General features: G+C 63.0%; 26 protein-coding genes and 1 tRNA gene. 14 read left to right on the forward strand and 13 right to left on the reverse strand.

All coding sequences use genetic code 11. The features are described 5' to 3' along the window. Window positions 1-333 precede the first annotated feature (333 nt). The 5 genes from VOI21_RS00840 to VOI21_RS00860 all read right to left on the reverse strand — a co-directional run bounded on the left by VOI21_RS00840 (window position 334) and on the right by VOI21_RS00860 (window position 4,164). Window positions 334-1,119, reverse strand: coding sequence for an MOSC domain-containing protein (locus VOI21_RS00840; RefSeq protein ID WP_323766744.1), 786 nt, complete (start codon window positions 1,117-1,119; stop codon window positions 334-336). 56 nt (window positions 1,120-1,175) lie between these two features. Beyond that, window positions 1,176-1,346: a hypothetical protein gene (locus VOI21_RS00845; protein WP_323766746.1), complete on the reverse strand. Its 171-nt coding sequence runs from the start codon at window positions 1,344-1,346 to the stop codon at window positions 1,176-1,178. Then, window positions 1,343-2,974, reverse strand: a complete 1,632-nt coding sequence (locus VOI21_RS00850; protein WP_323766748.1) for a pyridoxamine 5'-phosphate oxidase family protein — start codon at window positions 2,972-2,974, stop codon at window positions 1,343-1,345. Before VOI21_RS00850 ends, VOI21_RS00845 begins: the two co-directional genes overlap by 4 nt. A gap of 62 nt (window positions 2,975-3,036) precedes the next feature. After that, window positions 3,037-3,663 carry a glutathione S-transferase gene (locus tag VOI21_RS00855; protein WP_323766750.1) on the reverse strand — a complete coding sequence of 209 codons (627 nt, stop codon included), beginning with the start codon at window positions 3,661-3,663 and terminating at the stop codon, window positions 3,037-3,039. Window positions 3,664-3,687: 24 nt separating this feature from the next. Beyond that, the gene (locus VOI21_RS00860; protein WP_323766752.1) at window positions 3,688-4,164 is read right to left on the reverse strand and encodes a nuclear transport factor 2 family protein; all 477 of its coding nucleotides are present in this window, start codon (window positions 4,162-4,164) and stop codon (window positions 3,688-3,690) included. A 114-nt stretch (window positions 4,165-4,278) separates the two neighbouring features. On the opposite strand from VOI21_RS00860, the gene VOI21_RS00865 reads away from it, so the two are divergent. The 3 genes from VOI21_RS00865 (at window position 4,279) to dps (ending at window position 7,199) form a co-directional block, all read left to right on the forward strand. Beyond that, window positions 4,279-5,178, forward strand: coding sequence for a LysR family transcriptional regulator (locus VOI21_RS00865; RefSeq protein ID WP_323766754.1), 900 nt, complete (start codon window positions 4,279-4,281; stop codon window positions 5,176-5,178). A 93-nt stretch (window positions 5,179-5,271) separates the two neighbouring features. Beyond that, complete coding sequence (locus tag VOI21_RS00870; protein ID WP_323766756.1) at window positions 5,272-6,696, forward strand: dihydrolipoyl dehydrogenase; 1,425 nt, start codon at window positions 5,272-5,274, stop codon at window positions 6,694-6,696. 23 nt (window positions 6,697-6,719) lie between these two features. After that, window positions 6,720-7,199 (forward strand): DNA starvation/stationary phase protection protein Dps, encoded by a 480-nt coding sequence (gene dps, locus VOI21_RS00875; protein ID WP_323766758.1) that lies wholly within the window; start codon window positions 6,720-6,722, stop codon window positions 7,197-7,199. Between the two features lie 563 nt (window positions 7,200-7,762). On the opposite strand, the gene prpE is transcribed toward dps, so the two are convergent. Both prpE and VOI21_RS00885 read right to left on the reverse strand, forming a co-directional pair. Further along, window positions 7,763-9,655 (reverse strand): propionate-CoA ligase PrpE, encoded by a 1,893-nt coding sequence (gene prpE, locus VOI21_RS00880; RefSeq protein ID WP_323766760.1) that lies wholly within the window; start codon window positions 9,653-9,655, stop codon window positions 7,763-7,765. Between the two features lie 224 nt (window positions 9,656-9,879). Next, the gene (locus VOI21_RS00885; RefSeq protein ID WP_323766762.1) at window positions 9,880-10,299 is read right to left on the reverse strand and encodes a hypothetical protein; all 420 of its coding nucleotides are present in this window, start codon (window positions 10,297-10,299) and stop codon (window positions 9,880-9,882) included. A 366-nt stretch (window positions 10,300-10,665) separates the two neighbouring features. On the opposite strand from VOI21_RS00885, the gene VOI21_RS00890 reads away from it, so the two are divergent. Then, window positions 10,666-11,577, forward strand: coding sequence for a hypothetical protein (locus VOI21_RS00890; protein WP_323766764.1), 912 nt, complete (start codon window positions 10,666-10,668; stop codon window positions 11,575-11,577). Between the two features lie 43 nt (window positions 11,578-11,620). On the opposite strand, the gene VOI21_RS00895 is transcribed toward VOI21_RS00890, so the two are convergent. After that, entirely contained in the window at window positions 11,621-12,472 is an 852-nt protein-coding gene (locus VOI21_RS00895) for a 2-keto-4-pentenoate hydratase (RefSeq protein WP_323766766.1), read from the reverse strand. An 83-nt stretch (window positions 12,473-12,555) separates the two neighbouring features. After that, on the reverse strand, window positions 12,556-13,317 hold the full coding sequence (locus VOI21_RS00900) for an NAD kinase (protein ID WP_323766768.1): 762 nt from the start codon (window positions 13,315-13,317) through the stop codon (window positions 12,556-12,558). 174 nt (window positions 13,318-13,491) lie between these two features. Here VOI21_RS00900 and glyA point away from each other — a divergent pair, with 174 nt between their 5' ends. The 7 genes from glyA (at window position 13,492) to pqqE (ending at window position 19,010) form a co-directional block, all read left to right on the forward strand. Continuing rightward, window positions 13,492-14,787, forward strand: coding sequence for a serine hydroxymethyltransferase (gene glyA, locus VOI21_RS00905; protein ID WP_323766770.1), 1,296 nt, complete (start codon window positions 13,492-13,494; stop codon window positions 14,785-14,787). 268 nt (window positions 14,788-15,055) lie between these two features. Further along, entirely contained in the window at window positions 15,056-15,739 is a 684-nt protein-coding gene (locus VOI21_RS00910; RefSeq protein ID WP_323766771.1) for a fumarylacetoacetate hydrolase family protein, read from the forward strand. Window positions 15,740-15,853: 114 nt separating this feature from the next. Continuing rightward, window positions 15,854-15,955 (forward strand): pyrroloquinoline quinone precursor peptide PqqA, encoded by a 102-nt coding sequence (gene pqqA, locus VOI21_RS00915; protein WP_323766773.1) that lies wholly within the window; start codon window positions 15,854-15,856, stop codon window positions 15,953-15,955. Between the two features lie 28 nt (window positions 15,956-15,983). Further along, window positions 15,984-16,880: a pyrroloquinoline quinone biosynthesis protein PqqB gene (gene pqqB / locus VOI21_RS00920; protein WP_323766775.1), complete on the forward strand. Its 897-nt coding sequence runs from the start codon at window positions 15,984-15,986 to the stop codon at window positions 16,878-16,880. Continuing rightward, window positions 16,877-17,626: a pyrroloquinoline-quinone synthase PqqC gene (pqqC, locus tag VOI21_RS00925; protein WP_323766777.1), complete on the forward strand. Its 750-nt coding sequence runs from the start codon at window positions 16,877-16,879 to the stop codon at window positions 17,624-17,626. Before pqqB ends, pqqC begins: the two co-directional genes overlap by 4 nt. After that, window positions 17,626-17,910, forward strand: a complete 285-nt coding sequence (pqqD, locus tag VOI21_RS00930) for a pyrroloquinoline quinone biosynthesis peptide chaperone PqqD (protein WP_323766779.1) — start codon at window positions 17,626-17,628, stop codon at window positions 17,908-17,910. Before pqqC ends, pqqD begins: the two co-directional genes overlap by 1 nt. Then, a complete protein-coding gene (pqqE, locus tag VOI21_RS00935) occupies window positions 17,907-19,010 on the forward strand; it encodes a pyrroloquinoline quinone biosynthesis protein PqqE (RefSeq protein WP_323766781.1) in 1,104 nt (367 codons plus the stop codon). Before pqqD ends, pqqE begins: the two co-directional genes overlap by 4 nt. 224 nt (window positions 19,011-19,234) lie before the next feature. Here the strand turns inward: pqqE and fabA are convergent, their stop codons facing one another. Then, window positions 19,235-19,744, reverse strand: coding sequence for a bifunctional 3-hydroxydecanoyl-ACP dehydratase/trans-2-decenoyl-ACP isomerase (fabA, locus tag VOI21_RS00940; protein ID WP_323766783.1), 510 nt, complete (start codon window positions 19,742-19,744; stop codon window positions 19,235-19,237). 186 nt (window positions 19,745-19,930) lie between these two features. Between fabA and irrA the strand changes: the two genes are divergently transcribed. Then, the gene (gene irrA / locus VOI21_RS00945) at window positions 19,931-20,356 is read left to right on the forward strand and encodes an iron response transcriptional regulator IrrA (RefSeq protein ID WP_323766785.1); all 426 of its coding nucleotides are present in this window, start codon (window positions 19,931-19,933) and stop codon (window positions 20,354-20,356) included. A 25-nt stretch (window positions 20,357-20,381) separates the two neighbouring features. Here the strand turns inward: irrA and VOI21_RS00950 are convergent. Then, a tRNA-Leu gene (locus tag VOI21_RS00950) sits at window positions 20,382-20,467 on the reverse strand. Window positions 20,468-20,589: 122 nt separating this feature from the next. Between VOI21_RS00950 and VOI21_RS00955 the strand changes: the two genes are divergently transcribed. Continuing rightward, a complete protein-coding gene (locus VOI21_RS00955) occupies window positions 20,590-21,960 on the forward strand; it encodes a hypothetical protein (protein ID WP_323766787.1) in 1,371 nt (456 codons plus the stop codon). On the opposite strand, the gene VOI21_RS00960 is transcribed toward VOI21_RS00955, so the two are convergent. Beyond that, window positions 21,961-22,479, reverse strand: a complete 519-nt coding sequence (locus VOI21_RS00960; protein WP_323766789.1) for a tetratricopeptide repeat protein — start codon at window positions 22,477-22,479, stop codon at window positions 21,961-21,963. A gap of 51 nt (window positions 22,480-22,530) precedes the next feature. Then, the gene (locus VOI21_RS00965) at window positions 22,531-23,007 is read right to left on the reverse strand and encodes an Lrp/AsnC family transcriptional regulator (RefSeq protein WP_323766791.1); all 477 of its coding nucleotides are present in this window, start codon (window positions 23,005-23,007) and stop codon (window positions 22,531-22,533) included. A gap of 159 nt (window positions 23,008-23,166) precedes the next feature. On the opposite strand from VOI21_RS00965, the gene putA reads away from it, so the two are divergent. Then, window positions 23,167-26,598 (forward strand): bifunctional proline dehydrogenase/L-glutamate gamma-semialdehyde dehydrogenase PutA, encoded by a 3,432-nt coding sequence (gene putA, locus VOI21_RS00970; RefSeq protein WP_323766793.1) that lies wholly within the window; start codon window positions 23,167-23,169, stop codon window positions 26,596-26,598. Window positions 26,599-26,696: the final 98 nt, after the last annotated feature.

A 26,696-nucleotide genomic window follows, 5' to 3' on the forward strand; every position in this document is an offset into this window, starting at 1 on the left:
CGCGGTGTAGGCTCGACGCTACGGCCAGCACCCCCCCCCAAGAATCTATGGCGGCTGTTGACCCGGTGGTCGACTAAGCGGACAAAGTCAGCCTGCGCTGTCGTCATGTCCACGACCGCTTTGTGCGCTGTGCGGCCACAGCCAAAAGAGGTGTTGCTGAGTACCGATCGTTTGCAGTGAACTTGAGTTGAGCCAGTCTGTCTTGCGACCTTCAGGGGGCAGGGCAGCCTTATGGAAATTGCTCTTGTTGCCAAGGTGAGGCATATCCGTCGGCGGAGCTTGCGACCGTCACGCACCGCTCCAGCCAGCAATATGCAATCGCCACGGGCTGCTTTAAACGGACGAATGGCCCGATTGCCCGACACTGAGCGTCCCACCATTAGCAACTTCGACATAGATCCCCATATCCGTGTGCGCCAGATGCTTGCGCAGCAAGTAAGGGATTTTGAGGTCGCGTTCGGCGGTGATGGGATTGACCTCGGTTGCTGCGCATCTTTTTGTGCGCGACAGAATGCGAAGAGATACCTCGCCAAAGGACAGCAGGGACCCGACAGCATCCAGTTCCGCGAAAGGCGGCAGGCCATCAATCACCAGGTTGGCGCGGAAACGGGCAGGATGAATGTCTGCGCCGATGCGCTTTTCCATTTCCCGCACTGACGCGAGGTTCAGGACTGAAATAGCATTCATCATCTGAGGCGAGACAACCGACACATCCGTAAACCGATGCGGTGCCGAGGAGACAAAGACCGGCGGTTCCGGGTCAGACAAGTTGAGCGTGTCATGCAGGAACCGTGCCGCTGCAATGCGCTGGTCTGGGGCGTTCATGGCAAACTTGGTCGTGGCACCCTGCGTGGTGATTTCGAGAATTTGTGTCGTAGGCTCAAAACGGGTTTGCAGCCCGGCAAGCGCCGCTTCTTTCAGCAGGACAACAAAATGGTCCTTGGGAAGCGGTTGTGGATGGGCGGGATCCAAGCCCGAGTTGTAGCGGGCAAATCCGAACAGCCTGTCACCCGGGATGCCTTGCCCCGCGATCAGGTCCAATGTGTTCAGTGACTCCGCACTGAGCCCTTTAATCGGAAACCTGCAAAGCTGGGTGATCTCGATCTCGGGTCGGCTCATTGTCGTTTCCTTCTTGTCCTACGTTTCATGCGATTGGGACGCCTGATCTGTTGCGTTCACTCTGGCCAAAGATCATCGCCGCAGGCCTCGCTCAGCCATGGCATATGCTTTTGCGCCTCGGCAAGGTCGGTGCGCAGGCGCGTGATCAGGGTGTCCTTTTCGGAAAGCGCCTTTTGCAGTTGGGCAATGGTCGCCTTTGCCTTCGCCAATTGGTGTGCGCGGCTCATCCTGTTGGCCCGAAGGTTTCAAAGTGGATCTGCTCGGGTGCGACGCCGCGTGCCTCCAGCCCGTTGCGGATGTCCGCAAGGAATGCGGCAGGGCCGCAGAGCATGTATTGGGCTTGCGATCCGGCATTTAGGCCGATCAGCATGTCCGCCGTGATGCGCCCATGGGAATGGTAGTGGCGACCCTCGATGTCGTCCTTTTCCGGACGGCTGTAGGCGATGTGCTGAGCGGCATAGTGGTTGGCGGACACCAGCGCTGCTACTTCGCGGCGCATGGCGTGATCACTGCTGCCGCGTGTGCCGTACACATACCAAACCGGCCGGTCGCGGTAGGACGAGGCATGCAGCGCGGAGAGCATCGGCGTGAGCCCCACACCCGCGCTGACCAGCACCAGTGGGCAGTTTGAGCAGGGGATGACAAAATCGCCCGACGGTTTTTGCGCCTCGATCACACTGCCTTCGCGCAATTGGTCATGCAGAAAACGGGACACAAGGCCCTTGTCCTCGCGCTTGACGCTGATGCGATAGAAGCGGCGCTCCTGCGGCGGACCTGACAGCGAATAGCTGCGTTTGGACGTGCCTTTCTGGCCGGGAATTTGCACTTCGATTGGCAGATACTGGCCCGCCTCAAACGGATCAAGCGGGCGGCCATCGGCGGGGGTGAAGTAGAAGGACGTGATGTCGGCACTTTCCTTGACCCGCTTGGCCAGCTTCAGCCGCCGCGACAGGTGGTCCTGCTTTGCCCAGCGAAGCGAAACGGCGGCGGGTCGGTCAATCACCGCGTCAATCTCCACGTTGATCATCCGCCATGCGTCGTGGTCGTGGCTGCCTTTGGGGTCCCAGTCGACGGTTGCCCGGCCTGAGATGTGCAGCAGGCCGCCAGTCTCAAAGTCGATGAACAGCAGCCCGATATGCGGGTCCGAGATCAGGTTGCCGATGGTGTTGAAGAAGTTGTTGCCGGCATAGTCGGGGATTTGCAGGTGCGTGGCGTCCGCCACATGCACGAACCCCGGCGCGCCACCGCGATGCGAGGCGTCATAACCGTTCGACGCCGCGCCTTTTTCGCCCTGATGGCCCGAGCCGATGAACATGGTATCAGCTACGCCAATCCGCGCGACTTGGTCTTCGGTCAGCGCGTCAGAGTGCTTTGCCGTTCCCGGCGTCGTCTCAACCCGTGTCCAAGCGCGTTCGTGGATGTATTGCGGGCAATTTCCAAAGGTCTGGCGGATGTCGATGGCATAGCCCGCACCTGCGGCTTTGACGTGACCGCTAAAGCGGTTGCGGCGACGAGTGGCCAGTTCGATCCCCAGCACACCAATGTCAGTGCCGGTGTTGAAGGCTGCGGCAAGCGGGTCATCCGCGCCCAGTTGCGTATTCAATTGTACGCGGCGCGGATCAGGAGAGATGGCATACCCGTCCGGCCCTTCGACCACGGTGATCCAAGTCCGCCCTTCAGTATCACCTCCAGACACCACCATAAAAGGCAGAGAAGTATGAAAGGCGCGGTGCTGTTCGGGAAGGTGATCGCGGATGAAGCCACCTGCCCATTCGGCGACATTGCCGATGCCCGCACGGTCCTGTGCGGCGCGTTCGCCCGCGTGGAAAGGGTTTATCAGGTCAGTGGTGGTCATTGGGATCGCTCCAGCAAATATGGGCGCGCGCCGGGGTGGGAGGGTCCCCGGCGCGCGGATGCTCAGGCCAGTTCCGGGATCGGAGAGGAGGCCATCGCAACAAAGTTTGGTTGTGCCGCAACGCGGTCCAGCCATGCGCGGACGTTCGGGTATGGGGCCAGATCGACACCGCCTTCGGGGGCGTGGGCGATATAGCTGTAGCCTGCGATATCAGCGATGGTAATCGTGTCGGTGGCCAGCCAGTCGCGGTCTGCCAGATGCGCGTCCATGATCTTGAAGAGGTCATGCGCCTTGGCAACCGCAGCCCCGTGGTCGTGGCCTGTGCCAAAGACCTTGACCAAACGTGCGGCACAAGGGCCTGCGTAGACGTTGTCGGCGGCGACGGTCAGCCAACGCTGAACTTCGGCGGCGTCTTTGGGCTCCGCGGGCATCCAGTGCGATCCCTTGGCGTAGGTCTGCACCAGATAAATCAGGATCGCGTTGCTGTCGGCCAGCGTGTAGCCGCCATCGTCAATTGCGGGAACCAGACCAAACGGGCTGATCTTGAGATAGTCCGGTGCCTTGTGCGCGCCATTGGCCATATCAAGGTCGATGGTTTCATAGGGCAGACCAAGGAAAGCGAGCATCAGTTCGACACGGTGGCAATGGCCGGATTTGGGGTTCCGGTACAGTTTGATCGGGGTGGTCATATCATTCGTCCTTTTTGAAAGGGGTCAGAGGCCAAGATCGCTCAGGCCGGGGTGATCGTCGGGGCGGCGGCCAAGGGGCCAGTGAAACTTGCGGTCGGCTTCGGCGATTGGCGCCTCGTTGATCGAGGCATGACGGTTTGCCATCAGGCCGTTTTCATCAAATTCCCAGTTCTCGTTGCCATAGGCGCGGAACCAGTTGCCGCTGTCGTCGTGGTATTCATAGGCGTAGCGCACAGCGATCCGGTTGGCCGTATAGGCCCACAGTTCCTTGATCAGCCGATAATCAAGTTCCTTGTTCCACTTGCGGGTCAGGAATTCGGCGATCTCTTTGCGGCCTTGAGGAAATTCGGCCCGGTTGCGCCACTTGCTGTCCGGCGTATAGGCCAGTGCCACTTTTTCAGGATTGCGCCCGTTCCAGCCATCTTCGGCAAGGCGCACCTTTTCGCGGGCGGTCGCTTCGGTAAAGGGCGGGAGCGGCGGGCGGGGGGCTTCGGCGGTCATGGGGTGTGGTCCTTTTTTTCGTGTTGACCCCAAGCTAATTCACTTGCCCGACCGCAAGAATGACGCCATCTAGAAAGTCACTATTCCGTACAATGGAACAAAAGGACGGCGCTCATGGACAGAATCCAGATGCTGGAAGTCTTCAACGCTGTCGCAGATGCGGGCAGCTTTGCAGGAGGCGGCAGGGCGACGGGCTTGAGCGCGCCCTCGGTCACGCGCGGCATCAATGAGCTTGAGGAACGCCTCGGCGCGCGGCTGTTTACCCGCACCACACGGGTCGTGCGACTGACCGATGTCGGGAAAAGCTATCTCGAAGAGGTGCGCAACATTCTTGCCGATCTGCAGGCTGCCGACGATCTGGCATCGGGCACAGCCGCGCGGCCCACGGGGCTCTTGCGGATCACCGCCCCGGTCGAGTTCGGGCGCATCCACGTGGCCCCTGTTCTGGCCGATTTCCTTAATGCCTATCCAGATGTCTCGGCTGACCTGTTGACGGTCGACAGGGTGGTGAACCTTGTCGAGGAAGGCATCGACGTTGCATTGCGGATCGGTGATCTGCCGCCCTCTGGCCTGATGGCTGTGCGCGTCGGTCACGTGCGCCGGGTCATTTGCGCTTCGCCTGCATACCTCAAAGCCCATGGCGTACCCAAAGCGCCGCAAGCTTTGCAGAACCACAAGATCATTTCGATTGGCGGCGTCTTGCCAAACATCGAGTGGAAGTTCGGCAAGGATCAAGACCAGTCGGTCCGTCTCAAACCCCGGCTAAGTGTGTCGAGTGTTGGCGCGGGGCTGGCGCTGGCGCGTGGGGGGTGGGGCCTGACCCGTGTGTTGTCCTATCAAATCGGACCTGATCTGCTGACCGGAGACTTGCAAACCGTGTTGGAAGACCATGAACCAGAACGCCTGCCCGTCCATCTTGTCCATCAGGAAGGACGGCGGGTGACGGCGAAACTGCGCTGTTTTCTGGATTTCGCGCGCGACCGACTGCGCGGAGCACCGGTGTTAAATGGTTAGATTATTCCACCCTGCGAAATTATGAATTCGCCATTGGGCGCATTACGGCGAGATTAATGCTGAATTAGTTAGGTCCCAACGAAAGGGACCACCATGACCACACTCAAAACCAAAGTCGCAATCATCGGGGCTGGTAGCGCGGGCATACGCGCCTACCGCGAGGTGACCAAGACCACAGACGACGTTCTGCTGATCGAAGACGGGCCTTATGGCACCACTTGCGCGCGGGTCGGATGCATGCCGTCCAAACTGTTGATCGCCGCCGCCGAGGCCGCCCATGTTAGTGCGCATACTGCGTCGATGGGCGTCACCTACCCTGCGCCACAGATCGACGGTGCCGCCGTCATGGCGCGGGTCCGCAGCGAGCGGGACCGTTTTGTCGGCTTTGTCGAGGACACCGTCGAGGATTGGCCTGAGCACCAACGCATCCGGGCCCGCGCGACCTTTGTCTCTGACACCGAACTGTCCCTAAGCGACGGGCGCAAGGTACTGGCCGAGACGATCATCATCGCCACCGGATCGCGCCCCGCCATTCTGCCGTTCTTTGAGAGTTTCGGCGACCGGCTCATTGTCAACTACGATGTGTTCTCATGGGACACACTGCCCAAGTCCGTGGCCGTTTTTGGCGCGGGCGTTATCGGGCTTGAACTGGGTCAGGCGCTGCACCGGCTCGGCGTGCGTGTAACACTCTTTGGCCGTGACAATCTTGTCGGACCGTTGACCGACCCCGAGGTGCTGGCCGAAGCGCGCAAGAACTTTTCCGATGAATTCGATTTCCACCCCCATTCGGATGTCAGCAACCATCGTCGCACAGACACAGGCGTGGCCGTCGATCTGGACGGCGAAACGCTGGAATACGACTATGCCCTGATCGCCACCGGACGGCGGCCCAATGTGGACAAACTGGGGCTTGAGAACACCTCGCTTGAGCTGGACGCGCGCGGCGTGCCGGTCTTTGATCTGCACACTGGTCAGTGTGGCGCGGCACCTGTCTTCATCGCGGGCGACGCCAATAACATTATCCCATTGCTGCACGAGGCCGCTGACGAAGGCATGGCCGCAGGCTACAACGCGGCGCATTACCCCGACATCCGGAGGTTCACCAAAAGCGCGCCCATCTCGGTCGTATTCAGTGATCCGCAGATCATGATGGTGGGCGAGACGCACCGCGCGCTGACCGAACGGGGTGCGGATTTCGATCTTGGGTCCGTGGACTGGTCGGACCAAGGCCGTGCCCGCGTGATGGGTGTCAACAAAGGCCTGTTGCGGGTTTACGGCGAACGCAATACCGGGCGGTTCCTGGGGGCTGAGATGATAGGCCCGCGCGCCGAACATCTGGCACACCTTCTGGCTTGGTCCCTGCAATCGCGCCTGACCGTCGCCGAGATGCTGGAGCGTCCGTTCTATCATCCGGTGATCGAGGAAGGCCTGCGCACCGCCCTGCGTATCCTCAACGCCAACCTGCAAATGGGCGCAATGCCCCCGCCGCGCTGCATCGATTGCGGCCCGGGCGCATAACCCCCAACCCAAGGAATAATGCCATGAGACAGACACGACTGGGCCTCTCGGAGAATGCCCGCAAAGCCAGTATTTCCATCCTACAAACCACCCTAAGTGATGCTCTATCGCTGCGGCTGGCCGTCAAACAGGCCCATTGGACCGTGCGCGGCCCGCATTTCCAGCAGTTGCACGAATTGTTTGACAGTTTCGTCGCACCGCTGGACGCGGAAATCGACGAGGTGGCAGAACGTATCGCAACTCTGGGCGGCACCCCTGATGGTCGTGTCGAGGCGGTAGCGCAGGCGGCCGGATTGGCGCGATACCCGTTTGAGGCCATCACCGGCACGGATCACCTGACCGCCCTCGCCGAGCGCTTTGCCGGATTGGGCAACACCGCACGCGACGGCATAAACGCCGCAGACAACGCCGGTGATGCCGATACCGCAGATTTGCTCACCGCCACGTCGCGCTTTCTCGACCAGTCGTTATGGATCCTTGAGGCGCATCTGGACGGCAAGTAGCACCACATGGCACTTGGCCGGCATGAAAGTCACCGCCGACTTCGTACCCCGGATTTTGTCAAAAGTCGGGATAAGTTGCGTTTCAAGCCTCACTTAAAGACCATGTTCGCCGCGCAGCTGGAGGGCAAAACTATCCCGGCATTAAGCGGACTTCGACCGACGTCAGATCGTCCACCCCCAAAGCCCAAATAACAACTGATTTGCCAACACAGACAAATTCCGAACGAAAATAATTGCGCAATGACACGGACACTAATTCCTTTACCGCAGACTGAAACAGCGAACGTGCGCAGCAATTAGAGGCACAGATCTTGGGCTGCTGCTAGCTAACCTGTCCGAGACCGATGGCGGCTTTGCCCAGACTATCGTCATTCGTTCGCCTTGCAGCATCGGTGACTCTGGGCTCGGAGCGGCCGTTCCGCATAGAGCCTCACTCTCGCTGACCTGCACCATCAACTGCAAAACGGCGGGCCGAAAGCCCGCCGTTTCTTAACAAGGTGTAAATTCGTCTCTGTAAGCCCTTGATTTACAACAGGCGCAAGTCTGTCCACACGTGGACACCCTCACCCCTTGGCGTAGCCCAACTCCTGCAAGGCCACCCGGATCTCATCCAGAATCGCCGGGTCATCAATCGTCGCGGGCATCTTGAATTCCTCACTGTCGGCGATTTTCACCATGGTCGCGCGCAGGATTTTCCCCGACCGCGTCTTCGGCAGGCGGTCCACCACGCAGGCCAGCTTGAACGCCGCCACCGGCCCGATTTTCTCCCGCACCAGCTTGACGCATTCCTTGACGATCTCCTCATGGGGCCGGTTCGTGCCCGAATTCAGACAGAGAAAGCCCATCGGCAACTGACCCTTCAACTGGTCCGTCACGCCGATCACCGCACATTCCGCCACGTCCGGATGACCGGCCAGAACCTCTTCCATCCCGCCGGTCGACAGGCGATGCCCCGCGACGTTGATCACATCATCGGTGCGCGCCATGATGTACAGATAACCCTCTTCGTCCTTCATCCCCGCATCGCCGGTCTCATAGTAGCCGGGGAAGGTATTGAGGTAGGATTTGCGAAAGCGATCCTCGGCGTTCCACAGCGTCGGCAGCGTCCCCGGCGGCAGCGGCAGCTTGATCGCGATGGCCCCCAGCGTGTCGGGACCAACCGGATGGCCTGCCTCATCGAGGATCTGCACGTCATAGCCCGGCATCGGCTTGGCGGGGCTCCCCAGCTTGGTCGGCAATTCCTCTACCCCCAGCGGGTTGCCCGCGATGCACCAGCCCGTCTCTGTCTGCCACCAGTGGTCGATCACCGGCACCTTCAGCATTTCCTGCGCCCAGACGATGGTGTCCGGGTCTGCCCGTTCGCCCGCCAGATAGACCGCGCGCAGCCCGCTCAGGTCGTACTTGCCGACAAATTCGCCCTTGGGGTCCTCGCGTTTGACCGCGCGAAAGGCCGTCGGCGCGGTGAAGAACGACTTCACCTTGTGTTCCTGAATCACCCGCCAGAACGTGCCCGCGTCGGGTGTGCCCACCGGCTTGCCCTCGAACACAATGGTGGTGTTGCCATGCACCAGCGGGGCGTAGGTGATATAGCTGTGTCCCACGACCCAACCCACATCCGACGCCGCCCAGAACACATCGCCCGGATCGACGTTGTAGAGGTTCTTCATGCTCCAGTTCAGCGCCACCAGATGGCCGCCGGTGTGGCGCACGACACCCTTGGGCTGACCGGTGGTGCCAGAGGTATAGAGGATATAGGCGGGGTGGTTGCCCTCAACCGGCACGCAATCCGCCGGTTCGGTGCCGTATTGAAACCCGTGCCAGTTATAGTCACGGCCGGGGGTAAGGTGCGCCACCTCCTGTTCGCGCTGAAAGATCACGCAAAACTCGGGCTTGTGCGTGGCCAGATCAATAGCCCCGTCCAGCAACGGCTTGTAATGGATGACCCGGCCCGGCTCCATTCCGCAGGAGGCGGCGATGATCGCCTTGGGCTTGGCGTCGTCAATCCGCACCGCCAGTTCGGTCGAGGCAAAACCGCCAAAGACAACCGAATGGATCGCGCCCAACCGCGCGCAGGCCAGCATCGCCTCCAGCGCCTCGGGGATCATCGGCATGTAGATGATGACGCGGTCGCCCTTTTCGACACCTTTGGCGCGCAGGGCTCCGGCCAGATTGGCGACGCGGTTGCGCAACTCGACGTAGGAAATCTCGCGCTTGGTATGGGTGATCGGGCTGTCGTAGATGATTGCCGTCTGCTCGCCCCGGCCGCCCTCGACATGACGGTCGACGGCGTTCCAGCAAGTGTTGACCATCCCATCGGCAAACCACTCATACATGTGGTCGCCCTTGTCAAAGAGGGCCTTCGAAGGCTTCCGGTCCCAATCGATTGCCTCGGCTGCCGTCATCCAGAACCCTTCCGGATCAGCCTGGCAGCTGTCATACACGTCTTGATAACCCATGGAGAGCCTCCTCTTTTCCCTGACAATTGGCTTAGGCGCAGGCCCGTCGCCCGGGCAAGTCTGTTACCGAAGGTCAGGACAGAATACCGCAGACGCTTTGCGAAATGTCAGGGTGATATTTGCAAACTCGCGGATGCTATGCAAACAAAGGGCCAAGAAGCGGTAGGTTTGCAAATTTAGCCTGCGCCGCTCTGCAAATCCAACGCCAATGTGATTCAGCACTCTTAGTTCTGATCAGGGGGAGCGGGTGTCGGCGCAGGATCTGGGCCTGAGTCGGTTGGCGGCGTGTACCCGCCGTCTCCGCCATCCTTGTCACCACCGCGCGCCAATCCGCCGTCATTGCGTCCGAAATCACCATCCTTGTCTGTTTGGCCATCGGCCCCGCGAAAATAGACACCGGACAGAATATCAAGCAACGTCTGATCGCAACTCGCGTTGGATCTTGGATCATTGCATTGATAATCCTTCCCATTCACCGCAACGACGTAGTGTGAGACGCTGTTTCCGCCGGTCAGCAACGGATAATAGACCTCGCGCACGGCATAGGAGTCACCCTGATAATAAATGGTCCGAATTTGCCTCACCACCTGAGTACAGGCGCAAAGGGAGGCCGCGAGAGGGATCAACAAAATATACTTTTTCATTATACCTTATTCCTCAAAAAGGAAAATATGTGGAACGATAGGAAGAATGTGACAAAGGTCAGTCCAGTAATGCACGGCCCTAAATCTGCGTAGCGCCTTGGATAAACCGGGCATAGTCACGAAAACCTGCCTTTTCGACATTGTTCCGACCGTTTCAAACCGGCACTCGCGGCCAACTGCGACCCCGGCCTGCAAGCGTCGGCGCGACGTACGACTTGCTGCCCGCCCTGACCGGGATTTCAGGTGGGCCGTGGGGGACCAGGCATGGCGCAAGGAGCACGTGCCAACTTTGTGATCGGTCAGACGACTTGACCTGCCCTCTCACTCGTGGACTCATCCCTTGGATCAAATCAAAGGAGATTCTCCATGCACCGCAATGCCTTCAAGACGCTGATCCTGGCCCTTTTGACGGCCTGCGTCTGGAGCAGCGGCGCCCGGGCGGATTGGGAATTCATCGGCGGCGAAGGCGCGGCGGTCCATACCGCCCGCGTCTGCAACGGGACGGACAAGGTGCTGTGCCTTGAACTGGGCTGTGCGCAGGGTGACCCGCTGGCCTTTCGCCTGACCTCGCAGAACATGGCCGGAATGGTTGCGGCGGCGCGGCTGGACACGCTGCTCTTTGTCGGCTCGCAGCTGGCCGGATCGCTGGATTTCAGCCAGAGCGGGCTGGAAAGCTTTCACGCTCCGCTAGAGGAAACCCACCTGCGCGGCATCCAGCGCCTGAAGGCCGGGATTCGCGCGCAACTGCATGTCTGGTACAGCGGCGACGCCGCGCCCGAGGTGCATCGGTTCACCCTGATCGGCAGCCAGAACGCCATTTCGGCGGTCGAACAATACTGCCCGCAGCCGGATTTCGCCGCGCGTGAGGTCGAACGCCGCACGCTCAAGGACCCCGCCTCGCAGATCCTTGGCGACATGCGTGAGGCCTGCACCGTGCTGGACGGCCAATTGACCGTTGGTGAGAATTTCGACGTCGCCATCGACATCGACGGCACGCCGCCGATGGACCTGCGGGTGAACCACGGCGCGATGGTCTGCGACAGCACGCCCGACATGGTCTGCGGCCCTGCGGGCTGCCTGACCTCTTTCTGGCTGGGGCTTGAGGACGGGCGCTATCGCCGGGTCTTTCTGGATGCCATTCAGGACGCGGCACTGACCGGGCAGCCGGGCGTTCTGACGCTCAGCCTCAAGGGCACGCGCTGCGGCGACGGCGATGACGCCGGCCCCTGCGGGCGCCGCTATGAACTCGACGGGTTTGAACTGAAACCGCAGCAGTGACCAACGACACCGGGACCGGCCAACACCGGCCCCGGCGCAGCTGTCAGTCCGTGAACGTCACCGAAATCACCGGGTTTCCGGGCAATCCGTCATAGCTGACACTGGCGCCCCCCTTGGCCTGCGGCGGGGCCAGCAGCGGCCCGATGGACCCGACAGAGATCAGGTCGCCCTCTTTCAGCACATAGCCCTTGGACATCAACCACAGCGCGGCATTGACCGGATTGCCCAGCACCGCCGCGCCGGGCGCTTGCGACAGCACCGCGCCCTCGGCATCGCGCACCGTCACCGTTATCTCCCCCAGCGCCGCCAACATGCCGTCCCCGACCGGCACTGCCGTCCCCATCACCCCCATGCGCGCCGCGACCCCGTTTGCGGTCAGCGTCACCGCGTTGATCGGCTGCCCCTCTGCATAGACGATGTCCGGCAATTCGATGAACGGATGCACCGCCGAGATATGGGCAATCGCCTCTTCGGCGGTTGTCGCATCGTTGATCGCCGCATCCCCCACGACAAGGATCAGGTCCGCCTCGAACAGCGACCGCGCACCGAACCGCGCCGACACCTCTGCCCCGTCGGCCAGCATCATGTCGCGGTACAGAACACCCGCCACCGGCTCTGTCGCGCCGAAACGCTCTTGCGCGGGTTTGCTGGTCAATCCCGCCTTGTAGCCGATCACCGGACCAAGAAGCGGGACCAGCGCGGCAACCAGCTTGTCCTGCGTGCAGCGCGCATCCTCCATCGTGCCATCCGGGATCAGCGCGGCGGTGGGTGTCTTCGCCATGTAATCGACCACATAGGCGGCGATGGCCGCGTCGTCGGCGCACTCGGCCCATACCGCCCCGGCGGCCAATGCAAAAACGCCTGCCAACGCGGGCAGAGCAATAGATCTGGACATGAAAACCTCCCGAATGTCGCCTGCGCCCAGACTGCCGCAGTGCTCCGAGTCTGGCAATCGGCAAGACATGCCGCCCCCGCCCGCTAGACGAACTGTTCCCGGATCAGACGTTCCTCCAGCCCGTGACCGGGGTCGAACAGCACCCGGTGCTCTACGTCCGGTTCGGACCGAATATGCACCTGCAGCACATCGCGCACCGCCTCGCCGTCCGCCTCGGCCATGACCGGGCGCTTGTCCGGCTCCAGCACATCAAAGGTCACTTCGGCGGATTTCGGCAGCAAGGCCCCCCGCCAGCGGCGCGGGCGAAAGGCCGCGACGGGCGTCAGCGCCAGCACATCCGCGCCAATCGGCAGGATCGGTCCGTGCGCCGAATAGTTATAGGCAGTGGACCCGGCGGGCGTGGACACCAGCGCGCCGTCGCAGACCAGTTCCGCCATGCGCACCTGCCCGTCCACACTGATCCGCAACCGCGCCGCCTGTGACCCGGACCGATGCAATGACACCTCGTTGATCGCCAGCGCGTGATGGTCGTGCCCATCGACGCAGGTGGCGCGCATGACCAGAGGGTTGATGACCGCCTCTTCCGCCGCTTTCAACCGCTCGACCAACCCGTGTTCCGAGTATTCATTCATCAGAAAGCCGACAGTGCCCCGGTTCATCCCGTAGACCGGCACCTCCAGTGCCTGCGTCCGGTGCAGCGTGTGCAGCATGAACCCGTCGCCGCCCAGCGCCACGATCACCTCTGCCCCTTTCTCGGCATGGTCGCCATAGCGCCGGGACAAACCGGCCAGCGCCGCCTGCGCAATCGGCGCGCGAGAGGCGCAAAAGGCGATCCGTAATGTCATCGGGTGTTTCCTGTCGTCTCCATCCGGGTCGGATGGAAGCACATGTTCCCCGGCAGGACCAGTGTTCGCCCGCCCGTGCCGCTGGAATATTCCACTGCGTCGCTTTAGGTTCTTTGAAGCCAGCCGTGTTTCCGATACGAAACGCGCCAATAGGATTCCACAAGGAGCAGCGCCATGAACGCCCCCCATCGCGACACCGGTTTCTTTACCGAGTCGCTCTCCTCCCGCGACCCAGAACTCTATGCCTCGATCACCGGCGAACTTGGCCGCCAGCGGGACGAGATAGAACTGATCGCCTCCGAAAACATCGTCTCCAAGGCGGTGATGGAGGCGCAAGGCTCTGTCATGACCAACAAGTACGCCGAGGGCTATCCGGGGCGGCGCTATTACGGCGGCTGCCAGTTCGTCGACGTGGCCGAGGAACTGGCCATCGAGCGCGCCAAAGAGCTGTTCGGCTGTGGTTTCGCCAACGTGCAACCGAACTCCGGCAGCCAGGCCAATCAGGGTGTGTTCACCGCGCTGCTGCAACCCGGCGACACCATTCTGGGCATGTCGCTGGACGCCGGTGGCCACCTGACCCACGGCGCGAAACCCAACCAGTCCGGCAAGTGGTTCAACGCCATCCAGTACGGTGTGCGCCAGCAGGACAACCAGCTGGATTATGATCAGGTCGAGGCGCTGGCCAAGGAGCACCTGCCCAAGCTGATCATCGCGGGCGGCTCTGCCATCCCGCGCCAGATCGACTTTGCCAAGATGCGTGAGATTGCCGATATGGTCGGCGCGTATCTGCACGTCGACATGGCGCACTTTGCCGGTCTGGTCGCGGCGGGTGAGCACCCCTCGCCCTTCCCGCACGCCCATGTCGCCACCACCACCACGCACAAGACCCTGCGCGGTCCGCGCGGCGGCATGATCCTCACCAACGATGAGGCGCTGGCGAAAAAGTTCAACTCCGCCATCTTCCCCGGCATTCAGGGCGGCCCGCTGATGCACGTCATCGCCGCCAAGGCCGTCGCCTTTGGCGAGGCGCTGCGGCCAGAGTTCAAGACCTACCAGCAGCAGGTCATCAAGAACGCTCAGGCACTCAGCGATCAACTGATCAAGGGCGGGCTGGATACCGTGACCCACGGCACCGACACCCATGTGGTGCTGGTCGATCTGCGTCCCAAGAACGTCAAAGGCAACGCCACCGAAAAGGCGCTGGGCCGCGCGCATATCACCTGCAACAAGAACGGCGTGCCGTTTGACCCCGAAAAGCCGACCGTGACCAGCGGCATCCGCTTGGGCTCGCCCGCTGGCACCACCCGCGGCTTTGGCGAGGCAGAATTCCGCCAGATCGCCGACTGGATCATCGAGGTCGTCGATGGTCTGGCCGCCAACGGCGAAGACGGCAATGCCGAGGTCGAGGCCAAGGTAAAGGATGAGGTCGCCGCCCTCTGCGCCCGCTTCCCGATCTACTCCGAGCTTTGAACTTGCTTCGGGCGGGGTTCACCCCGCCGTGCCGCAACACCAACGAAACCGCCGTGGACCTCTCCACGGCGGTTTTTTTCGTCTCCGCGCGCGCAGTTCAGGGCAAGGCCCGTTCTCCCGATGTCCAGATGCCCGCTCACGCCCGCAATGCGCACAAAAGAACGAAAGAATGCCTTCCCCCCGCGTCGCGGCCCGGCCCCGCACCAGATTGATTTCAAGGCCCCCGGCACCTACAGGTCAAGGAAGGCCCGTTTCTAGGAGAAAGCCAGTGTCCAACAGCGTCATTCCCACCCCGCAGGTGCATGTCATCCCCACCGCCGATGGCCGCACCTTCCCTGTCCGCCGGGTCTATTGCATCGGCCGGAATTTTGCCGCCCATGCCGTCGAGATGGGCCATGATCCGACCCGCGAAGCACCGTTTTTCTTTCAAAAGAACCCCGACAATCTGGACCCGTCGGGGACGTTTCCCTATCCGCCGCACAGCACCGACGTCCATCATGAGGTGGAACTGCTGGTCGCTCTGAAATCCGGCGGCACCAACATCCCGCTGGAACAGGCGCTGGATCACGTCTGGGGCTACGCCGTCTCGCTGGACATGACCCGCCGCGACCTGCAGGCAGAGGCCAAGAAGGCGGGCCGCCCTTGGGAAATCGCTAAGGCTTTCGAACGCTCCGGCCCGGTCGGCCCGCTTCGCCCGGTCTCCGAGATCGGCCACCCCGATCAGGGCCACATCGCAGTCGCCGTCAACGGCGAGACGCGGCAGCAGGGCGACCTCAACCAGATGATCTGGAAAGTGCCGGAGATGATCTCGTACCTGTCGGAATACTTTGAGCTAAAGGCCGGCGACGTCATCCTGTCTGGCACCCCTTCCGGCGTGAACGCGGTCACACGGGGCGACGTGATGGAGGCCACGATCGAGGGTCTGGGGACGCTGACCGTAAAGGTGGTCTGACCCCCTTTGGGCGCAGGGCGCGCCGGGTCCCCACGGCCCTTCTTAGAATATAAGAATTGCCAGAATGACCCCGGCAGATCACCTTTGGCTCACCTGAAACGGAGGAGAAAAATCATGGCCTGGACGAAGCCCAAGTTGCGCGAGATCGAGTGCGGTATGGAGATCAACATGTATGGTCCCGACGGCGAAGAAGATGCCGGCGGCGTTCTGTTCTGAAAAACTTTGCGCGCGTGGTTAGGCTGATATGACTATTCACGCGCGTATCCTGGGTGCTGCGGCGGGGGGCGGATTGCCTCAATGGAACTGCGGCTGCCCCAACTGCGTCGCCGCCCGCAAGGGTGAGATTCCCGCGCAGACACAGTCCTCACTGGCGGTCAGCGGCGATGGCCTGCACTGGTCGATCCTAAACGCCTCTCCGGACATCCGCGTGCAAATGGCGCGCACCCCCGAATTGCACCCCACCGGCCTGCGTGACCTGCCGCTGTCGTCGGTTCTGGTCACCAACGGCGATATCGACCATGTGGCCGGCCTGCTGACCCTGCGCGAGGTCCAGCCCTTTGCGCTGTTCGCGACACGCGACATCCACAGCGTCCTGTCCGCCAACCCGATCTTTGACGCCCTGCGCGAGACCGTGGTGCCGCGCACCGCGATCCAGCTTGATGTGCCGTTCGAACTCGCCCCCGGTCTCACCGCCACGCTTTACCCGGTGCCGGGCAAGGTGCCGCTGTATTTGGAGGGCGAGACGGTCCAGACCGACCTGATCGGAGAGCAGACCGTGGGTGTCCGGCTCGAATCAGGGGACACCGTCGCGCATTACATTCCCGGCTGCGCCAAGCTGACAGACGATCTGCGGACGCGGCTTGCGGGCGCGGCGGGCGTGTTCTTTGACGGGACGCTGTGGCGCGATGACGAGATGGTCCGCGCCGGGCTGGGATCAAAGACCGGTGCCCGGATGGGCCACATGTCGATGAGCGGCCCGGACGGGTCGATCGCGGGCTTTGCCGGGCTGGACGCAGGGCGCAAGGTCTATGTCCACATGAACAATACCAATCCGGTGCTGGACCCCCGGTCCACTGAAAAGGCGCAGGCCGAAGCGGCGGGCTGGACCATCGGACAGGACGGAATGGAGATAACCCTATGACCGACAGCAAACAGGCGTTCGAGGCCCGGCTGCGCCAGATCGGGGCAGAGCGGTATCACGACCTGCACCCCTTCCATGACCGGCTGCACGGCGGCACATGCACCATTGATGAGGTCCGCGCCTGGGTCATCAACCGCTATTACTATCAGCACTCGATCCCGATGAAGGACGCGGCCTTCATGTCCCGCGTCGAAAGCCCGGACCTGCGCCGCGCGTGGCGCTCGCGGATCGAGGATCACGACGGCACCGCCGAAAATGAGGGTGGCATCCGGCGCTGGCTGCGGCTGGCAGAGGCGGTGGGCCTCGACCCCGACTACGTTGCCAGTTGCGAGGGCGTTCTGCCCGCCACCAAATTCGCCGTCGACGCCTATGTGCGCTTTGTGCGCGAAAAGACATTGCTGGAGGCGGTCGCCGCCTCGCTGACGGAACTCTTTGCGCCCAAGATCCATGCCAACCGGATCGAGGGGCTGCTAAAGAACTACGCCTTCGCCGATGACAGCGCGCTCAGCTATTTCCGCAACCGGCTCAAAGAAGCGCCCAAGGACGTGGCCTTTGGCCTGTCGTGGGTGCTGGATCATGCGGACACGCAGGAAAAGCAGGACATGGCCGCCAAGGCGCTGATCTTCAAGACAGATGTGTTGTGGTCGCAGCTTGATGCGCTGTGGTCGGCCTATGTGTCCCCGGCGCGAATTCCCCCCGGCGCATGGGTGCCGACCGAAGGCGTGACGCTGCGGGCGGTGCAGTGATGGACAGCGACGCGGTTCCGGTTCTGCCACGGGGCGTCCGCCTGCATTTTGACCGGGTGCGCGAATGCTGGGTGCTGTTGGCCCCCGAACGGACCATCGTACTGGATGCGGTCGGCCACGCGGTCCTGTCGGAAATCGACGGCACGCGCAGCTTTGGCCAGATCACCGCCGCCCTTGCCGCGAAATACGACGCCCCAGAGGCCCAGATCGCCGAAGACAGCGCCGGATTTCTGCGCGGACTCAGCAATCGCCGCTTTCTCGACACGCGGGAGGCCGCCCCATGACGGACACACGCCCGCCGATCGCCATGCTTGCGGAACTGACGCACCGCTGCCCGCTGTCGTGCCCCTATTGCTCGAACCCGCTGGAACTGACCCTTCAGGACCGCGAATTGTCGACCGACATCTGGATCGATGTCTTTCGGCAGGCGGCGGATCTGGGGGTGCTTCAGCTTCATCTGTCGGGCGGAGAGCCTGCCTCGCGCCGAGACCTTGTGGACCTGGTCACGGCGGCCAGAGAGGCCGGTCTTTACACCAACCTGATCACCTCGGGCATCGGTCTGACGCAAAAGCGGCTCAGGGAACTGGATGCGGCGGGTCTCGACCATATCCAACTGTCGCTGCAAGGCACCGATGCCGAAATGGCGGATGAGATCGGCGGCTATCGCGGCGGCTTCAAGCGCAAGATGCAGGTCGCCGAATGGATCGGTGAGATTGGCTTTCCACTGACGTTGAACGCCGTGCTGCATCGGCGGAACCTGCACCAGTTGCCCCGCGCGCTGGAGATGGCAGAGGAAATGGGCGCCCGCCGGATCGAGGTCGCGACCGTTCAGTTTCACGGCTGGGCGATGCGCAATCGCGACGCGCTGATGCCGACCCGCGAACAGGCGCGCGAGGCGACCACTCTGGTGGCGCAGGCCCGCGCCCGTCTCAAGGGGCGGCTGGTCATCGACTACGTGCCTGCGGATTATCATGAGGATTACCCAAAACGCTGCATGGGCGGTTGGGGCACCACCGGGCTGAACATCACGCCAGAGGGCCGGGTTCTGCCCTGCCACGCCGCCGAGACGATTCCGCATCTGACCTTTGAGTCGGTGACAGAGCAAAGCTTGCGCGACATCTGGTACGACAGCGCGGCCTTCAACGCCTATCGCGGCACCGACTGGATGCAGGAACCCTGCCTGTCCTGCGACCGCAAACTGGTGGACTTCGGCGGCTGCCGCTGTCAGGCGCTGGCCCTTGCGGGCGACGCATCGGCCACCGATCCGGTCTGCGTCAAAGCCCCGCAACACACCCGCCTACAGGCACAGGCCGACGCCCACGCCGCCGGAACCGCGCCGCTCACCTTCCGCCAGATGCCCAAAACCGGCGTCACCGACGCATGAAAAGCCCCGCGCTTGCCGCCCCGTAGGGTGGGTTTCCAACCCACCTCAACCCACCACGCTCATCACGTAGGGTGGGTCTCAAACCCACCGCGACCCGCACGCTCTGCCCCCGACCCCCAAAGAAAAACGGGCCCCGACGGAGGCCCGTTTGTTACCCAAAAGTAAATTCGTCTCCGCAAGCCATTGAGGACGTTACGTCACCCATCCCGCCACATGTGGACAGATCAGCTCTCGCTGAGGGCGACCTTCATGTCTTTGACCTCATAGATGACCTCACCATCGGCCTCCACGATGCCATCGGCGACCCCCATGGTCAGCCGCCGCGTCTGGATCGCCTTGGTGAAATCCACCTTATAGGTCAGCATCTTCCGGTCGGGCCGCACCATGCCCTTCAGCTTGACCTCACCGACGCCCAGCGCATAGCCCCGCCCCTGCCAGCCACGCCAGCCCAGATTAAAGCCGGTCAGCTGCCACAGCCCGTCCAGACCCAGACAGCCCGGCATGATCGGATTGCCCGGAAAATGGCAGGCAAAGAACCACAGGTCCGGCGTGATATCGAACTCTGCTACCACGTGCCCCTTGCCATGCAGGCCCGCATCGCCCGAAATCTCGGTGATCCGGTCCATCATCAACATGGGCGGCTCGGGCAGCTGGGCATTGCCCGGCCCAAACAGTTCGCCGCGCGCGCATTTCAGAAGGTCGTCCTTGCCAAAGCTGGTGGGATAATCGGCCATTCAGGCGGGCCCCTTTCGCTGTCTCATATTCAAAACCTTGTCCCGTCTAGCACCCGCCCGATGCGCCATGCAAGAGCGCGACAAGGCCACGTGCATCGCTCTGAACCAGCCCGCAATGGCGAAACCGTTTGAATTTTGCCCGGCTGGCGCTTTATATACACGGTGAGCAGACAACAGGGGACACAGATGATGTCCGAGGCTATGGAGCGCGGAAAAGACTGGTTGGGACGCAGCGATCTGCGCCCCACGCGTCAACGCGTCGCCTTGGCCGCCCTTCTGGTCGGCGACGGCAAGAACCGCCACGTCACCGCCGAAAGCCTGTTTGCCTCCGCCAAGGACAGCGGCGAACAAGTGTCGCTGGCGACCGTCTACAACACGCTCAAGGCCTTCTGCGAGGCGGGTCTGATGCAAGAGGTGACGGTCGATGGCTCACGCAGCTATTTCGACACCAACACCCACGATCACCCGCATTTCTTCTGGGAGGATCAGGGCGCGCTGACCGACGCCCCGGCGGAGCAGTTGCAGATCACCCGCCTGCCCGAAGCGCCGGAAGGGTCTGAGATCGCCTCGGTCGAGGTGGTCATCCGCCTGCGCCGCAAGACGACCGGCTGAACGCTCCCCCATTTTCTTGAACACCTGGTACCCGCGGCCGGACTCGAACCGGCACGGCATTAAAGCCTGGGGATTTTAAGTCCCCTGTGTCTACCATTCCACCACGCGGGCCTGCCGGGGAAAACACCGACACGCATTATCCGGTCCGGGGACCGATTGCCAGCCCCAGGGTTGATTGAAACAGCGCTCAAGACCTAGGCTCTTGCATCGTCCCGCAACCGGAGCGCCGAACCATGACAGTCCTGAAACACGCCCTTGCAGGGCTTTCCCTGCTGATGATGGCCGCCACCGGGGCAAACGCCGCGGATCTTGTCCCCGGCGGGGCTCAGGTCATGGGCTGCGATGTCACGCTGTCCGGCCAGATCGGCCCCGGCGATGCGGACAGGTTCGCCGCCTACAAGCAATCCGACGCCGCCAGCGACCATTACAGCGACAACTGGGTGCTCTGTCTGGACAGCCCCGGCGGCAGCTACGCCGAGGGGATCGCCATTGCACGCGACGTCTTTGGCTCGGAAATCACCACGGCGATTGGTGCGGGCCAGCGGTGTGAAAGCGCCTGCGCCCTGATCTTTATGGCGGGGAATATCGGTGCGGGGGATGGCTATACCGAACCCAAACGGCGGCTGCACCCGGCGGGTACGCTGGGGTTTCACGCGCCGGGCCTGTCGATCCGCAGCGGCACCTATTCTGAGGAAACGGTCACTCAGGCCTATGCGGTCGCAGTGCAAAGCGTGCGCGAGTTTCTGGAATTGCGCGACACGACCCGGCTGACCTTTCCGGACTCGCTGTTGATCGAAATGTTGGGCACCCCGCCCAGCCAGATGCGCCGGGTCGAGACAATCGAAGACGCCGCCCTGTGGAAGATCGACGTTTTTCCCATTGGCATCCCCGATGCGCCAGCCAACCGGATCGTCGGCAACGCCTGCCACAATCTTGTGTCCTTTGTCACCGGCAACCGGGCCCGCGATCCGGCCGTACAGCCCACCGCGCGGCTGCAAGAGGTCAGCGGCGGCGGCACAGAGGCGTTCATCAAAACATCAAACGGCTATCTCGCCGAGGACAGCGCGCCCTGTCAGATGACAATCGCACAACGTGACTGGGTGGATACCAAATCCCTCGGCCTCATTGGTCTGGACGAAGGCGGCGGGCTTGGCGCCGGAACCGCCCTCTATCGCAGCCTGCTGTTCCCTCCCGGGCACAGGATCAAAGGACTGCCCGCCCCCCGGCCGGACGACCTGCAAACACTGGTTGGCGTTCTGACAGGCCTGGGCGGAGGTCGCGCCGCGCCCTCTTGCCTGCTCATGGGAGACACTGCACGGGTGGTGAACGTCACAGAGTTTGTGAACATGCGCGCCGCTGCGGATTTCGACGCCGAAATCCTCAGACAGGTTCCGTTGAACGAAACCCTGGCCGTTCTGGGGGATCCGGTTTTTACCGATCTGGGGGGCATGCGGGACATCTGTGCCCGCCTTTGCCGATCAGGACCGCCACAAAACGGCGATGCCCAGATGATCTCCCGGTGCAAAGACAGTCATAGCCTTTGGTACACTGTCCGCGACAGCACTGGCCAGACAGGCTTTATCAGCCGTCAGTTCTTGCGGTAATCACAGCTCATCGCCGGGTGCAGCCTTCAGCAGCGCCCGTTCCGGCAGCCACGGGTTCACCTCCAGCGCCGCGCGCAGGGCCACCTGCGCCTCATCCTCGCGGCCCAAGGCAAAAAGTGTCACAGCCCGCCCCGACAGCGCGCCGACATGGCGCGGGCTTAATTCCAGCGCGCGTTCCAGATCCGGCAATGCCGCCTCAAAATCCTCACGCAGGAAGTTGACAAAGGCGCGCTGGTTATAGCCTTCGGCGTAGAACGGGCAGTACCCGACCAGCGCATTCAGACGCTCCAGCGCAAAGACAAAATCATACCGCGCCCGCGCCCGCATCGCCTCGTCCAGCATCGACTGGCTGGGCTCATCCGGCGCGTTGTCCCAATAACCCCACATCTGGTTGGTGATCAGCCGCGCCGACATCTCATCCGGGGCGACCAGCAGCGACTGATACAGCGGGTCCATCTCGGCGCGATGATCCGGGGCGGTGGGACAGCCATCCGCCAGCAGCGGGGAGGCGAACATCATCAGGAATGCAGCATGTCTCATACTGTAAGGGTGGCACGGCCAGCCGTCCGGTCAAGTCACATCCGCGATAACGTCTTCCTTGACGGCCTCCATCGCCACAAAGGTGGAGGTCGAAGACACCCCCGGCAGGGTCGAGACCTTTTCCGCCAACACCTGCCGGTAGCTGGGCATATCCTGCGTGCGGACCTTCAGCAAATAGTCGAAATTGCCCGCGATCAGATGCGCCTGCTCGATCTCGGGGATCACGGCCACGGCGGCGTTGAACCGCGCCAGCGTCGCCTCGCGCGTGTCGATCATGCGCACCTCGACAAAGGCAACGTGATCAAGGCCAAGGCGGATCGGGTCCAGCACTGCGCGATAGCCCCGGATGAACCCGGTTTCCTCCAGCCGTCGCAGTCGCGTCTGGGTGGGAGATTTCGACAACCCGATACGGCGCGCCAGTTCCGTCACCGAAACACGCGCCTCGATAGCCAGTTCGGCGAGAATCGCCCTGTCAAAGCGGTCGAGCCCAGAATCATCCGTTTGCATCGCCGAACCCCCAAAAACTCGGCCAATTCGACAAGTGTTTTGCCCACCTTCGGGCAAATCGCCTGCCTTTTCACGGATACATTACACGAAACGGTTTGGCTTGCGAAGCCGCATGCCGCTTTCCCTTACAGTATGCCCCAGATCACGAAAGCCACAAGAATGCCCATGGACCAGATGACCGACCTGCGCGCCCGCATCGATGCGCTGACCTATGCTGATGAGGGCGAAACTCTGACGCGTTTGCGCAGCGAGGCCGCTCTGGATGCCGCCGCACGCGGCGCGATCACCACCCGCGCGGCGCAACTGGTCCGCGACATTCGCGGCAGCACCCGGCCCGGTCTGATGGAGGTGTTCCTTGCCGAATACGGTCTGTCGACCGAAGAGGGCGTGGCCCTGATGTGTCTGGCAGAGGCGCTGTTGCGGGTGCCGGATGCCGCCACCATCGACGCGCTGATCGAGGACAAGATCGCGCCGTCCGACTGGTCCAAGCACCTTGGCCATTCGACCTCGCCGCTGGTCAACGCCTCGACATGGGCGCTGATGCTGACAGGCAAGGTTCTGGAAGACAGCAAGCCGGGGCCCGTCGGCCACCTGCGCAGCGCGATCAAACGCCTGGGAGAGCCGGTGATCCGCACCGCCGTGGGCCGCGCCATGCGCGAGATGGGCGCGCAGTTTGTCCTTGGCGAAAGCATCGGGTCGGCAATGAAACGCGGCGCGGCGATGGAGGCCAAGGGCTACAGCTATTCCTACGACATGCTGGGCGAGGCCGCCCGGACAGAGGCCGACGCCCAACGCTATTTCGATGCCTACGCCCGCGCCATCACCGCCATTGCCACCGCCGCCAAATCGGACGCGACACGCGATAACCCCGGCATCTCGGTCAAGCTGTCGGCCCTGCACCCGCGCTATGATGAGCTTCAGGCCGACACCGCGCGTGCAGCACTGGTCCCCCGCCTGCGCGCCCTGTGCCTGCAAGCCAAACAGGCCCGCATCGGTCTGAACGTCGACGCCGAAGAGGCCGACCGCCTGTCGCTGTCGCTTGACGTGATCGAGGACGTCCTGTCCGACCCGGCGCTGGCCGGTTGGGAAGGTTTTGGCGTGGTTGTGCAGGCCTATGGCCAGCGCGCCGGCGCGGTCATCGACTACCTGTACGCGCTGGCCGAACAGCATGACCGCCGGATCATGGTCCGCCTCGTGAAAGGCGCGTACTGGGACACCGAGATCAAGCGCGCGCAGGTTGCGGGGCTTCAGGGGTTCCCGGTCTTCACGTCGAAATCCAACACCGACGTGTCCTACATCGCCAACGCGCGCAAGCTGCTGTCCAAGACGGACCGCATCTATCCCCAGTTTGCCACCCACAACGCCCACACCGTCGCCGCCATCCTGCACATGGCCGACGACCTGAAGGCTTTTGAATTCCAGCGCCTGCACGGCATGGGTGAAACCCTGCACCGGCTGGTCAAGGACCAGAACGGCACCCGCTGCCGCATCTATGCGCCCGTCGGCGCGCACCGTGACCTGCTGGCCTACCTTGTGCGCCGCCTGCTGGAAAACGGCGCCAACTCCAGCTTTGTGAACCAGATCGTCGATGAGGATGTGGCCCCCGAGACCGTCGCCGCCGATCCGTTCAACGCAACCCCCGCTCAGTCCCTGACCACCGGCCCGGACCTGTTCCAGCCAGAGCGCCCCAATTCGCAAGGTCTGGACCCGCGCCACCGCCCGACCGTCGCCGCGCTGGATAAGGCGCGCGGGGCCTTCCGCGACACCCGCTGGAGCGCCGCGCCAATGGTCAGCACCGACCTGCCGGCGGGCGCGACCGAGGGCGTCTTCAACCCCGCCGACCCGTCGGATCAGGTTGGTGAGGTCACTTGGGCCACCGCCGATCTGGCGCGCGCCGCCGCAGAGGCCGCCCAGCCTTGGGATGTCTCGCCGACCGAACGTGCGCGCGTCCTGAACGCTGCCGCCGACCTGTATGAGGCGCATCACGCCGAGATCTTCGCCCTCCTGCACCGCGAGGCGGGCAAGAACATGCTCGACGCCGTGGCCGAACTGCGTGAGGCGGTGGATTTCCTGCGCTACTACGCGGCACGCGGACAGGACGGCACGGACGCGCCGCTGGGCACAATCGTCTGCATCTCGCCGTGGAACTTCCCTCTGGCGATCTTCACCGGACAGATTTCCGCGGCCCTCGCCGCTGGCAACGCAGTCCTGGCCAAACCCGCCGAACAGACGCCGCTGATCTCTGCCCTGGCCTGCCGCCTGCTGGCACAGGCGGGCGTGCCGCCGACCGCGCTGCAACTGCTGCCCGGTGCCGGAGACGTGGGCGCGGCGCTGACCTCTGCGCCGCAGGTCGATGGCGTCGCCTTCACCGGATCGACCGAAACCGCGCAACTGATCCACCGCAGCATGGCGGCAAACCTTGCCCCCGGCGCGCCGCTGATCGCGGAAACCGGCGGGTTGAACGCCATGATCGTCGACAGCACCGCCCTGCCGGAACAAGCGGTGCAGGCGATCATCGAATCCGCCTTTCAGTCTGCCGGGCAGCGCTGTTCGGCCCTGCGCTGCCTCTATGTCCAAGAGGATGTGGCCGAGGGGTTCCTTGAGATGCTCAAGGGCGCGATGCAGACGCTGGTCGTGGGCAACCCGTGGGACGCGGCCACCGATGTTGGCCCGGTCATCGACCTTGAGGCGCAGAACGGCATCCTCGACCATGTAACCCAAGCCTCGCGCGAGGGGCGCGTGCTGCAACAGGTCGCGGTGCCGACAACCGGCCATTTCGTGCCGCCGACCCTGATCCGCGTCAACGGCATCTCGGATATGGAGCGTGAGATCTTTGGCCCCGTCCTGCATGTCGCCACCTTCAAGGCGCGCGAGTTGGACAAGGTCATCGACGCAATCAACGCCACCGGCTACGGGCTGACCTTTGGTCTGATGACCCGGATCGACGACCGGGTGCAGCACGTCACGACGCGCGTCGCAGCGGGCAACATCTACGTCAACCGCAACCAGATCGGCGCGATCGTGGGCAGCCAGCCCTTTGGCGGCGAGGGCCTGTCCGGCACCGGTCCCAAGGCAGGCGGACCGCTATATCTGGACCGCTTCCGCGCCCATCCCGCACAGCGCAGCGATGCGGCCTCCAAGGGCAAACACAACACCGCCGCCGTCACGGCGCGCCTTGCAGAGGCCAAATCCGCCCCTGCGCCCAGCCGCAAGGACCTGCCCGGACCCACCGGAGAGTCGAACGTGTTGCACAGCCATGCCCGTCCCCCGGTGCTCTGCCTTGGCCCCGGTCTGGAACGCGCCTTGGCGCAGGTCGAGACGGTGACAAAACTCGGCGGTGTTGCGGTCATCGCCGAATGCGCCACCGTCGATGCCCTGAAAGAGGCGACAGGGTTCTCCGGCGCGATCTGGTGGGGCGATGATGCCTCGGCCCGCGCTTATCGTCAGGCGCTTGCCGCGCGCGACGGGGCCATCCTGCCGTTGATCACGGGCATGCCGGATGAGGGGCATGTCCGCGCGGAACGCCATGTCTGCGTCGATACCACCGCCGCAGGCGGCAACGCCGCCCTTCTGGCCGGGCAAGACGGCTGAACAACACGGCGAACACTACGGCGCAAGGCCCGCTCTGGGTCTTGCGCCACCCCGGTTTTCTCGCTTGACCTCGCGCCATAGGGTGCCACTCTCCGCCC

The organism is Antarctobacter sp. (assembly GCF_034670325.1).
Lineage (GTDB): Bacteria > Pseudomonadota > Alphaproteobacteria > Rhodobacterales > Rhodobacteraceae > Antarctobacter.

Excerpts from the sequence above, each read along its gene's own strand:
- VOI21_RS00955 (WP_323766787.1), top strand. The coding sequence starts at position 20,590 with ATGACAGTCCTGAAACACGCCCTTGCAGGGCTTTCCCTGCTGATGATG.
- glyA (WP_323766770.1), top strand. The coding sequence starts at position 13,492 with ATGAACGCCCCCCATCGCGACACCGGTTTCTTTACCGAGTCGCTCTCC.
- VOI21_RS00860 (WP_323766752.1), bottom strand. The coding sequence starts at position 4,164 with ATGACCGCCGAAGCCCCCCGCCCGCCGCTCCCGCCCTTTACCGAAGCG.
- pqqA (WP_323766773.1), top strand. The coding sequence starts at position 15,854 with ATGGCCTGGACGAAGCCCAAGTTGCGCGAGATCGAGTGCGGTATGGAG.
- VOI21_RS00900 (WP_323766768.1), bottom strand. The coding sequence starts at position 13,317 with ATGACATTACGGATCGCCTTTTGCGCCTCTCGCGCGCCGATTGCGCAG.
- VOI21_RS00850 (WP_323766748.1), bottom strand. The coding sequence starts at position 2,974 with ATGACCACCACTGACCTGATAAACCCTTTCCACGCGGGCGAACGCGCC.
- VOI21_RS00885 (WP_323766762.1), bottom strand. The coding sequence starts at position 10,299 with ATGAAAAAGTATATTTTGTTGATCCCTCTCGCGGCCTCCCTTTGCGCC.
- putA (WP_323766793.1), top strand. The coding sequence starts at position 23,167 with ATGCCCATGGACCAGATGACCGACCTGCGCGCCCGCATCGATGCGCTG.
- VOI21_RS00840 (WP_323766744.1), bottom strand. The coding sequence starts at position 1,119 with ATGAGCCGACCCGAGATCGAGATCACCCAGCTTTGCAGGTTTCCGATT.
- pqqE (WP_323766781.1), top strand. The coding sequence starts at position 17,907 with ATGACGGACACACGCCCGCCGATCGCCATGCTTGCGGAACTGACGCAC.
- pqqB (WP_323766775.1), top strand. The coding sequence starts at position 15,984 with ATGACTATTCACGCGCGTATCCTGGGTGCTGCGGCGGGGGGCGGATTG.
- VOI21_RS00845 (WP_323766746.1), bottom strand. The coding sequence starts at position 1,346 with ATGAGCCGCGCACACCAATTGGCGAAGGCAAAGGCGACCATTGCCCAA.
- pqqD (WP_323766779.1), top strand. The coding sequence starts at position 17,626 with ATGGACAGCGACGCGGTTCCGGTTCTGCCACGGGGCGTCCGCCTGCAT.
- VOI21_RS00965 (WP_323766791.1), bottom strand. The coding sequence starts at position 23,007 with ATGCAAACGGATGATTCTGGGCTCGACCGCTTTGACAGGGCGATTCTC.
- pqqC (WP_323766777.1), top strand. The coding sequence starts at position 16,877 with ATGACCGACAGCAAACAGGCGTTCGAGGCCCGGCTGCGCCAGATCGGG.
- VOI21_RS00870 (WP_323766756.1), top strand. The coding sequence starts at position 5,272 with ATGACCACACTCAAAACCAAAGTCGCAATCATCGGGGCTGGTAGCGCG.
- prpE (WP_323766760.1), bottom strand. The coding sequence starts at position 9,655 with ATGGGTTATCAAGACGTGTATGACAGCTGCCAGGCTGATCCGGAAGGG.
- irrA (WP_323766785.1), top strand. The coding sequence starts at position 19,931 with ATGATGTCCGAGGCTATGGAGCGCGGAAAAGACTGGTTGGGACGCAGC.
- VOI21_RS00865 (WP_323766754.1), top strand. The coding sequence starts at position 4,279 with ATGGACAGAATCCAGATGCTGGAAGTCTTCAACGCTGTCGCAGATGCG.
- fabA (WP_323766783.1), bottom strand. The coding sequence starts at position 19,744 with ATGGCCGATTATCCCACCAGCTTTGGCAAGGACGACCTTCTGAAATGC.
- VOI21_RS00890 (WP_323766764.1), top strand. The coding sequence starts at position 10,666 with ATGCACCGCAATGCCTTCAAGACGCTGATCCTGGCCCTTTTGACGGCC.
- VOI21_RS00855 (WP_323766750.1), bottom strand. The coding sequence starts at position 3,663 with ATGACCACCCCGATCAAACTGTACCGGAACCCCAAATCCGGCCATTGC.
- VOI21_RS00895 (WP_323766766.1), bottom strand. The coding sequence starts at position 12,472 with ATGTCCAGATCTATTGCTCTGCCCGCGTTGGCAGGCGTTTTTGCATTG.
- VOI21_RS00960 (WP_323766789.1), bottom strand. The coding sequence starts at position 22,479 with ATGATGTTCGCCTCCCCGCTGCTGGCGGATGGCTGTCCCACCGCCCCG.
- dps (WP_323766758.1), top strand. The coding sequence starts at position 6,720 with ATGAGACAGACACGACTGGGCCTCTCGGAGAATGCCCGCAAAGCCAGT.